At 39.6% G+C, this 7,204-nt stretch carries 6 protein-coding genes; 1 reads left to right on the top strand and 5 read right to left on the bottom strand.

Annotation, left to right across the window (positions count from 1 at the left end; genetic code table 11):
- Positions 1-217: 217 nt before the first annotated feature.
- The 5 genes from CWB75_RS04620 to CWB75_RS04600 all read right to left on the bottom strand — a co-directional run bounded on the left by CWB75_RS04620 (position 218) and on the right by CWB75_RS04600 (position 4,170).
- Positions 218-775 (bottom strand): YqgE/AlgH family protein, encoded by a 558-nt coding sequence (locus tag CWB75_RS04620; protein ID WP_010391585.1) that lies wholly within the window; start codon positions 773-775, stop codon positions 218-220.
- A 128-nt stretch (positions 776-903) separates the two neighbouring features.
- On the bottom strand, positions 904-1,854 hold the full coding sequence (gene gshB / locus CWB75_RS04615; RefSeq protein WP_138570013.1) for a glutathione synthase: 951 nt from the start codon (positions 1,852-1,854) through the stop codon (positions 904-906).
- A 66-nt stretch (positions 1,855-1,920) separates the two neighbouring features.
- Positions 1,921-2,655 (bottom strand): 16S rRNA (uracil(1498)-N(3))-methyltransferase, encoded by a 735-nt coding sequence (gene rsmE / locus CWB75_RS04610; RefSeq protein ID WP_138570012.1) that lies wholly within the window; start codon positions 2,653-2,655, stop codon positions 1,921-1,923.
- Between the two features lie 70 nt (positions 2,656-2,725).
- Positions 2,726-3,199 carry a hypothetical protein gene (locus CWB75_RS04605; RefSeq protein ID WP_010391582.1) on the bottom strand — a complete coding sequence of 158 codons (474 nt, stop codon included), beginning with the start codon at positions 3,197-3,199 and terminating at the stop codon, positions 2,726-2,728.
- 77 nt (positions 3,200-3,276) lie between these two features.
- Positions 3,277-4,170 carry a DUF350 domain-containing protein gene (locus tag CWB75_RS04600; protein WP_010391581.1) on the bottom strand — a complete coding sequence of 298 codons (894 nt, stop codon included), beginning with the start codon at positions 4,168-4,170 and terminating at the stop codon, positions 3,277-3,279.
- A gap of 78 nt (positions 4,171-4,248) precedes the next feature.
- Here CWB75_RS04600 and glnE point away from each other — a divergent pair, with 78 nt between their 5' ends.
- On the top strand, positions 4,249-7,044 hold the full coding sequence (gene glnE, locus CWB75_RS04595) for a bifunctional [glutamate--ammonia ligase]-adenylyl-L-tyrosine phosphorylase/[glutamate--ammonia-ligase] adenylyltransferase (protein ID WP_138570011.1): 2,796 nt from the start codon (positions 4,249-4,251) through the stop codon (positions 7,042-7,044).
- Positions 7,045-7,204: the final 160 nt, after the last annotated feature.

Below are 7,204 nucleotides of genomic sequence, written 5' to 3'. Positions count from 1 at the left end.
ATATAGGCAAGGCAGAGCCTATGTGGTGTGGTTATTCCCCATAAATAGGCGATAACGCAGCATCAATGCCAAACAGGCGCTGCCCGAAGGGTTCTGCCTAGGGGCGATTTACTCTTTGTTGCTCGGTTTTTACTTAGCCCACTAGGTTACAAACTTCGCGCCGCGATTAAATCGCCCCTAGCTTGAACAAATTTTAATCCGCAAAGGTCAACAGACCCTAAGCATGTCCAGCTTCGGGGCTTAATTGGCTAACATCAAAACCAAGCATAGAGACTGCCATTTCCCAGCGCTTTTCCACTGGGGTATCAAAAATTATTTTGGGGTCGGCTTTTATAATCAGCCAGCTATTATCAAGTAGCTCTTGTTCTAACTGGCCTTGCTCCCAACCTGAGTAACCTAAGGTAATTATAAATTGCTCGGGTGCTTGAGCGGTAGTTAATGTGGCTAATACATCTTTTGAGGTAGTGATCATAATATCACTGCTCAATTTTTGGCTTGCCGAGTACCCAGGTTTTGGTGAATGTAGCACAAAGCCACGATCCGTTTTTACCGGCCCGCCAGCATACACTGTCACTTGCGCGGCATGTTGCGACTTATCGTTATCAATATCAATTTTGTCGAGTAGCTCACCTACGGTAACATCAATCGGCTGATTGATAACAAGTCCCATAGCGCCTTCTTCATTGTGTTCACAAATATAAGTGACCGCACGTTTAAAAAAAGGGTCTTGCATTGATGGCATTGCGATTAAAAAATGATTTTCTAATGACTGCATAATTTTTACCCTTTTAGTTATTGAATCTTGAGTATGGCATAGTCCCATGTTTTAACACTAAAAATTTATTCAACTTTAAGCGGTGACTATAGAAGCGCCACTGCTTAAATTTTGTTATGGCTTTAATATTATTTACTAAGCTTTCTCTCTATCGCATCAAATAAAATACCGGTAATAGAAATCTCGTAAGCGGCCTCAATCTCTTTAACACAGGTTGGGGCTGTTACGTTAATTTCAGTTAACTTATCGCCAATGATATCTAAGCCAACAAATATTAAGCCTTTTTCTTTCAATGTAGGGGCAACTGCTTGAGCAATTTTAAGATCTGACTCACTAATTGGGCGTGCTTCACCACGTCCGCCGGCGGCTAAGTTACCGCGCGTTTCGCCGTTTTGTGGGATACGCGCTAAACAATAAGGAATAACTTCACCATCAACAACCAATACGCGCTTGTCACCTTGAGTGATCTCTTCAATGTAATTTTGCGCCATCGCAAAGCGACTGCCATGCTCAGTTAAGGTTTCGCATATTACGCCAATATTGGCATCATCTGCTTTTACTCTAAAAATAGAAGCACCACCCATACCATCCAGTGGTTTTAAAATAATATCTTTGTGCTCGGCTAAAAATTCACGGATTTGCTTTTGGCTGCGCGTAACTAACGTATCAGGTGTATGCTCACTAAACCAAGCGGTAAATAGTTTTTCATTGGCGTCACGCAAGCTCTGTGGCTTATTAATAACTAAAGTACCCGATTGCTCAGCACGTTCTAAAATATAGGTTGCGTAAATATATTCAGTATCAAAAGGCGGATCTTTACGCATTAAAATAACGTCTAAGTCAGCCAGTGCAATGGTGGTTTTTTCTTCAAGTTGGTACCACTTTTCTGCGTTATCAAAAACCTGTGCTTTGGCTGCAGTAGCGTAGGCATTGCCTTGACGCAGCGATAAATCATCCATTTCCATGTAGTAAATTTCGTAGCCACGGGTTTGCGCTTGCATCATCATTGCAAAACCGGTGTCTTTTTTAATATTAAATCCACTAATAGGATCTGAAATAATACCTAACTTAATTGCCATGCGCTGTGCCTTAATTTATGTGTTTTTTACAACTGTAATCTTGATATGTGGGTGCTTTTAGTTATTTCAATTAGCTAAATCGCCAAATTGTAATTGCAGTGCGCTTAAAACGGTTAACGCTGCTGTTTCTGTGCGAAGTACCCGCGGGCCTAAGCGAATATCTACAAATTCTTGTTGCTTTGTTTGTGCTATTTCATCGTCGGTAAATCCACCCTCAGGCCCTACTAAAAAGCGCACGCCGTCATCGGGAACGGTAATGGTTTTAATACTGTGTTCGGCGCGAGGATGCAAAGTTAATTTAATGGCAGCTGTTTGCTGTTCAAGCCAGATTTTTAAATCAACAGGTGAGTGTACTTTTGGCACAAAGTTGCGCCCAGATTGCTCTGCTGCGGCAATGGCTATTTTTTGCCATTGCTGGTGTTTTTTTTCTAAGCGGTCGCCACTTAGTTTTACGCCGCAGCGCTGGCTAAAAATAGGGGTGATTTCAGTGATCCCTAATTCAACAGACTTTTGAATGGTAAAATCCATTTTGTCACCACGGGATACGCACTGGCCTAAATGAATTTTTAATGGTGATTCAACGTCATGAGGATTAAATTCAAGCGGCATAACAACCACGCTCTTTTTACTCACCTCAATAATTTCACTTAGAAACTCTCCGCCTTCACCATTAAAAATAGAAACCTGCTCGCCTACTTTCATGCGCAACACACGGCCTATGTGCCCTGCAGCATCATCGTCTAGGTTTAAAGGAGTATTAAGGGCAATTGGTGATGATTGATAAATATGAGGCACTCGCATGGCAAATCACTTTTTTACATAGAAGTTATATCCCTCTATGGTAAGTAAGCAAAGGCTTGGGTGCAATTATTTATTTTTCATATTCAGGGACTGCAAGCTCTGTTAGTTCTTGTGCGGTTTGGGCTATATCGGTATCACAGGACAAATGATTTGAATGGCACTCTTCATTTATGGGGTTAATGTCATAGCCATGATTGGTTTGACTAATAATATAGCGTTTTTCATGTAATGAATTATAAATAAATCGCTGTGTATCATCAGCGAGCAAATAATCTGTTTGGTTGAATAATACGCCTTGAACATTGTGGTGTTCGTGAAGGTAGCTGGCCAGTTCTGAAATACTGATTTCGTTCTCAATATCGCAATAGCAATAATCTTTAACGAGTTCATCAAACATCATTTTAACCAGCTTTTGCGTGTTTGCACCGGCTATTATGATGTCCTTTTTAGCAGCATCATTAGTATTTATGTAATGTTTTACAAATGCTCGGCTGAACTCGTTATCTATATCGATTAATAGATAACTTCCTGTTTTAATTGCCATATGCCTAAAGTCCCTGTTAATTTACCAAACAATTAAATAGGGACGTTAAGCAACGGCTAAATTTAATGAGTTTGGTACTAAATTGAAAACATACTTATTAATAAATAACCAATAGCACAAAATACAGCAAATTCAATACAGGCAATGCCAATATTATCCTGATGATCGACTTCAAGTGCGGTATCTATATTTGGCATTGAAATAATTTTTATAATATACGTTAAACAGTATAGTAACAGCCACATCACACCGCAATGCATTACCAAAGTAAATAAGTTCTCTACCATTTTACCGTTTTGAAACGCCGCACTCGATAAACCAGCATACGCAGCAAGAGCTAAGCCTATTGATTTACCCGCATAGCGAATACCAATGGAGGTGTTTTCTAAACCAAAGTTACTTTGCAACGAGGCCCCTTGGTTGGCTTTAGCAAAGCGGTTTTCGCGTATTTTACTGTCTAGGGCAAACATGCCTTGTAAAACAAAAAAGCTTACCGAGGCTATTAATAAATTACTAAAGCCTTGAGTGTGTGTCCACGTATATAAACCCAATACTAAAATGCAGTTGGCAATCAGCATGCCTGAATCAACCAACGCAGCACAAACGTTTTGTTTTAATATAGCTGCTTCTTCATTAAAGCGGCGTAAAATCCATTTACGGTGGATTAAATGCCCCATTTTTATAAACGAAAATAATAGCACAATTAATAAAATGACTTTCAGCGGATTTGATTGAGCGGTGCTAATACTAATTTCATCGAACAAAAATGCCATCGTGGCGATCACGACTGATATTTCAGAAGCAAAACTAATTCCCATTGCAAAGTTATCATGTTGCGCTAATTCTTCTTTAAGTGCTTGTTTTGCTTTTATTTGAGTAATAATTCTTAAACTGATGATAATAATACAAATAACCACAAAACTAATAGCAATCGCAACTAAACTAGTGTTAGATAATGACAAGTATGACATGGTGTTCCTAAATAGATTTACCTTGATAGGTTTTTAACCATTCTAGTATGGTTATTGGTGAGATAAAAGAGGGTATTGATGAGTAACGACACGCAGCTTCCTATTGAATTACAAAAACTGGGTGAAACGCGTTTTGCAGCGCTGTATCCCGAACAACAAATCCAGCAGCAAATAGTGCGTTTATTAGCGTTAAGTGATTTTGCTTGGCGTAGTTTAAGTTCTCAACCTTCGCTGTTGTCTTGGTTGCTATGCGAAGTTGAAATTAATAATAGAGAAATTTCAGATCCCTTTGCAACATTTAACATAAATGAAGTAGAAGAGCAGCAGTGTCATCAATTACTGCGCCAATATCGTGAAAAGTACTGGCTAAAAGTCGCTTTTTTAGACTTATGTTGTGAAAACTCAATTGCGGATAGCATTAAATACATTAGTGAACTTGCCAATAAACTGATAGATAGTGCTAATCAATGGGCCTACAATAATGTTGCTAAAACTAATGGTGAACCATTAGATGAAGATAAAAACGCTTTACCATTAATGGTATTGGGAATGGGGAAGTTAGGTGGGCAGGAACTCAATTACTCATCTGATATCGACCTTATTTTTGCATACCCCCGCAACGTTAAAACCCAAGGTGGTCGTCGCTCGCTCGAAGCATCTGTTTTTTATACTAAAGTGGCCCAAAAGTTAATTACAGCCCTGAACCAATGCACCGTGGATGGCCAAGTATTTCGGGTTGATATGCGTTTGCGCCCATTTGGTGAAAGTGGTCCGTTGGTGATGAGCTTTAATGCCATTGAAGACTATTACCAAGAGCAAGGGCGTGATTGGGAGCGCTACGCGATGTTAAAGGGGCGATTAATTGGCACGCCTAGTCGTTATTGGCAGGAATTTAATACTTTGCTGAGACCTTTTGTTTATCGTCGCTACATTGATTTTTCGGTGATTGAATCGCTTAGAAAAATGAAACTCATGATTGCCCAAGAAGTGCGTCGTAAGCGCTTAACTAATAACATTAAATTAGGTGGTGGCGGCATTCGCGAAGTTGAATTTATTGTTCAAGCATTGCAAATGGTCAGAGGCGGCAGAGAAGCAAATTTACAAACACAATCTTTATTAACTGCATTAGAGCAGTTAACAGTTAGTCAAGTGATTGATGAGCATGAAGCCAGAGGGCTTAAAAATAACTACCTTTATTTACGTAGGGTAGAGCAATACCTACAAATTTTTGATGATCAGCAAACACAAACTCTGCCTGATGATGAGCTAAATCAGCAACGGCTGAATGTATTGTTGAAGCAAGGTAATTTTGACTCAGCTATTGAAAAAATAGAACAGGTCATGGCGCAAATTCATAATGAGTTTATTCAGGTAATTGGTGAAGAAACTGAACCACTTGATACTTGTGAAGGCGCGTTTATAAGTACTTGGGATCATGGTGATGTTAGCTTTTTGAATGAACCAAGAGAAGAGTGGCAAACACCATTACATGACTTCAAACAGCGCCTATCTAAAGCCAAAGTGGGCAACCGTGGACGCGATATTCTTGATAAATTAATGCCTGCATTACTAAAACAATTAAACGACTTTAATGCTACTGCCAGTGCGTTTACAACGGTATGCCAAATACTAAATAAAATTATTTCGCGCACCGCTTATTTAGAGCTGTTGTATGAAAATCCAGGAACGTTAAAGCAGTTAGTTTTGCTCTGTTGCCATAGCAAGTGGATTGGAGAGCATATTTCATTGTATCCCATTCTACTCGATGAACTTATCGACCCTGCAGTGCTGTATAAACCGACCCCATTAACAGCGTACAAAGATGAAATAAGACAGTATTTTTTACGTATTGAACATGACGATCTTGAACAACAAATGGAAGCATTGCGTCAGTTTAAACAAACCCATCAGTTACGGATTGCTGCCGCAGATGCCACTGGCGTTATTGATGTTATGAAAGTAAGCGATCACTTAACTGCACTTGCAGAAGCGATAGTTGTTCAGGCTGTTAATATTGCTTGGTATCATTGTATTAAACGTTTTGGCATGCCACCTAATACCGACGATGAACATAAAGGCTTTGCCGTTATTGCGTATGGAAAAACCGGTGGTTTTGAGGTGGGTTATGACTCTGATCTCGATTTAGTTTTTGTGCATAACCATGACGGTACCAGCTATACCAGCGGCGACAAGGCAATTGACTCAAGGCAATTTTATTTAAAGCTAGCACAGCGTTTAATGCATTTATTTAATACCCGTACTGCCTCAGGTATTTTATATGAATTAGATACTCGACTTCGCCCAGAGGGGGCGTCAGGGTTATTAGCGATTAACTTAGAGAGTTTTAATCATTACCAACAAACTCAAGCATGGACGTGGGAGCATCAAGCTTTAGTCAGAGCGAGGCTGATTTTAGGCCAAACTGAATTAGTAACGCGTTTTGCACAAATTCGCGCCGAGATATTGTGTCAAAAACGTGATGTTGAGCTGTTAAAAACCGACGTGATTAAAATGCGCGAAAAAATGCGTGGTCATTTAGCTAAAGGTAACGAGCAGCAGTTTGATTTAAAACAAGACGTGGGGGCGATGACCGATATTGAGTTTATCACCCAATATTTAGTATTAAAGTACGCTCATGAATTTACCCATTTATGCGACAATTCTGACAATGTCAGAATTTTAACGGACGCAGCTAAAATTGGTTGCATTACAGACACACAAAAACAGCAACTTATTAAAGCCTATATAGATTATCGCTCACGCTATCATGTGTTGAGCTTAGATCAGCAGGGTCGCTGCGTAAAACGTGAAGATTTTAGTGAAGATATTAAAAATGTCACGTCGATATGGCAGGCTATTTTTGAATTAAATTGAATAAATACATAGGCGCTCGATTATTATTGAGCGCCTATAAAGCCAAGGGTCTGTTGAACTTTGCGGATTGATATTTGTTCAAACTAGGGGCAATTTAATCGCGGCGCGAGGTTTGTAACCTAGTGGGCTAAGTAAGAACCGAGCAAAGCTTCCGCGTCCT

It is taken from the genome of Pseudoalteromonas sp. S1608, from assembly GCF_005887265.1.
Classification (GTDB): Bacteria; Pseudomonadota; Gammaproteobacteria; order Enterobacterales; family Alteromonadaceae; genus Pseudoalteromonas; species Pseudoalteromonas undina.
Note: the sequence above shows the minus strand (reverse complement) of the source record. Positions and strands in the feature narration are given on the sequence as shown.

Excerpts from the sequence above, each read along its gene's own strand:
- gshB (WP_138570013.1), bottom strand. The coding sequence starts at position 1,854 with ATGGCAATTAAGTTAGGTATTATTTCAGATCCTATTAGTGGATTTAAT.
- CWB75_RS04605 (WP_010391582.1), bottom strand. The coding sequence starts at position 3,199 with ATGGCAATTAAAACAGGAAGTTATCTATTAATCGATATAGATAACGAG.
- rsmE (WP_138570012.1), bottom strand. The coding sequence starts at position 2,655 with ATGCGAGTGCCTCATATTTATCAATCATCACCAATTGCCCTTAATACT.
- CWB75_RS04600 (WP_010391581.1), bottom strand. The coding sequence starts at position 4,170 with ATGTCATACTTGTCATTATCTAACACTAGTTTAGTTGCGATTGCTATT.
- glnE (WP_138570011.1), top strand. The coding sequence starts at position 4,249 with ATGAGTAACGACACGCAGCTTCCTATTGAATTACAAAAACTGGGTGAA.
- CWB75_RS04620 (WP_010391585.1), bottom strand. The coding sequence starts at position 775 with ATGCAGTCATTAGAAAATCATTTTTTAATCGCAATGCCATCAATGCAA.